Annotated in this window: 3 protein-coding genes; all 3 read right to left on the reverse strand. The window is 34.2% G+C overall.

Annotated features, from left to right (window positions below; genetic code table 11):
* Nucleotides 1-87: 87 nt before the first annotated feature.
* Nucleotides 88-597 carry a hypothetical protein gene (locus tag CWS31_RS17210; protein WP_101344572.1) on the reverse strand — a complete coding sequence of 170 codons (510 nt, stop codon included), beginning with the start codon at nt 595-597 and terminating at the stop codon, nt 88-90.
* Between the two features lie 108 nt (nt 598-705).
* The gene (locus CWS31_RS17215; RefSeq protein WP_101344573.1) at nt 706-1,113 is read right to left on the reverse strand and encodes a hypothetical protein; all 408 of its coding nucleotides are present in this window, start codon (nt 1,111-1,113) and stop codon (nt 706-708) included.
* Between the two features lie 101 nt (nt 1,114-1,214).
* Entirely contained in the window at nt 1,215-1,790 is a 576-nt protein-coding gene (locus CWS31_RS17220) for an AbiU2 domain-containing protein (protein WP_101344574.1), read from the reverse strand.
* Nucleotides 1,791-1,850 lie beyond the last annotated feature (60 nt).

The following is a 1,850-nucleotide window of genomic DNA, read 5'->3' on the forward strand; positions in this document are numbered from 1 at the left end:
TCTAAATTTTTAAAAGTTTTTTCTTGTACAATACGAGGAGTCCATATAAGCAAAAACCAACTGTTATTTGTCCTTTTGAGTGACTTGTTATATTGCAGGACACACAATACTGTTTATTTTATCAACACTATTCATAAAGTTAGCTAGTAGGATTTTAAACTCATTTGTTGGCATAATTTGAGTTTTCATTAATTCTCTTAGTCTATCACCATCAGGGTGATCCTCTCGGTGTTTATTAGCAAGGACATTACTATATAATTTATTGTAAGTTGTATATTTATTAGCTTGATTTTCCTGAACATAGTTATCTAACTGAAACCACATATTAACTTTTTCATTTGTATTAACTTTGCTAGGTGAATCTTTTAATAATAACTTTAATGCCAGTGAATCTTTGGCAATATATGCGAGTTGTTCATCTCTATATAAATTTGCAACATCCTGCATCTTTGGAGTTTTTGACGTTATCAGGGTCGTTAGGTCATTTTGCCATTTAATTTGAGCGGAGGAAAATAGCTCATATTTTTCAAGTAAACAAGTATTTCCAAAGGACGCATTAGAACAAAATAAAATTAATAGGGGGAAGATAAAACGCATGTATATCCTTATGCAATATAACGCCTCGTTAAGAGGCAAAAAATTGTTGGCTAAAATTAGCGACGAAGGAGCAAAAGCCAACTGTTTTTTGTCCTTTTAAACGACTTGTTAGCATTCAACTTCCTCGATAACAAATTGTCCTGTTGATTCAACCCAACTCCCTTTGGGAACATCCAATTGATAATCACCAAGCTCATTGTCAGATAAGACTGGAATTAACGAATTTACTCTAAATAATTTTTCATTGTCTTCATCTAACTCGAAACCATCGAAAATGCCAACAACATTTTTGGCTATGGATTTAGTTTGCTTCTTCGTTAATTTCCAATTAGCGTGCCAATAACTTAGGTTGGATTCCCTAGGTTCGTTGAGAGGGAAACAACCTTTAAACCAATCAATATCGCCAATGAAATAGCATGCAACAGTGATATCAAAGTCAGGAAAATAGACTTCAGCTTCACCCTCATTTTCGCAACTGCATGGTGCGATATTTTTTACAACTACTCGATATGCCATATTGAATGCTAACGCTTTGCTAAGCGGCAATAAAATTGTTGGCTAAAATAAGCGAGGCACGAGCAAAAAGCCAACTGTTTTTTGTCCGTTTAAGCAACTTGTTAGGCATTTTTACCACGGTTTAAAACCTTAAGTAAATCTAGCGCATCACCAGCGCAACCGCTAGAAGTAAAATCTGAAGGACCTAAATCAACGGCTTCACCAACTAAATCACAATACTCTTGAATATCAGAGAGAAACTGATGTAATTCATTTTCCGTAGTAGCTCCAAGCACAATATCATTAACTTGATGTTCTCTATCATAATGAGCTAAACGCTTATTACGAGCAGGTGTTAATTTTTTACCGTAGGTGAATAAATTTTGACTAAGTGAATTTATTTTAGGAGTCATTAAATTTAGTTCATCTAATTGTTCATTAATTAGTTTTACAGTCAAATTTTCTAAGATTTTCTTTTTCCTTTGCGTTTGGGCTGGATCCATTAGTTTTGAAACTTGCAATATCCAATCGCGTTGTAATATTTCTGCTATATCAGAAAAAAACGTAGAAGCTGTGGTTGTTAGCAATTCATGGTTTTCATTGTTAAAAAGAGTTGTATAAGTATTAAAATCCCGACGGATAACAATACAATGCTCTCTGATAAGTTTGAAATCGACTTGAATCTTGGAGGTATCCATAAATGCCTAACGCCACACTAAGCGGAAAATAACAGTTTGGCTATACTGCGCGAGGTACGA

Origin of the sequence: Colwellia echini (genome assembly GCF_002843355.2) — a bacterium.
Lineage (GTDB): Bacteria > Pseudomonadota > Gammaproteobacteria > Enterobacterales > Alteromonadaceae > Colwellia > Colwellia echini.

Bases quoted from the DNA above. Each gene is read 5' to 3' on its own strand.
- CWS31_RS17210 (WP_101344572.1), bottom strand. From the start codon at position 597: ATGCGTTTTATCTTCCCCCTATTAATTTTATTTTGTTCTAATGCGTCC.
- CWS31_RS17215 (WP_101344573.1), bottom strand. From the start codon at position 1,113: ATGGCATATCGAGTAGTTGTAAAAAATATCGCACCATGCAGTTGCGAA.
- CWS31_RS17220 (WP_101344574.1), bottom strand. From the start codon at position 1,790: ATGGATACCTCCAAGATTCAAGTCGATTTCAAACTTATCAGAGAGCAT.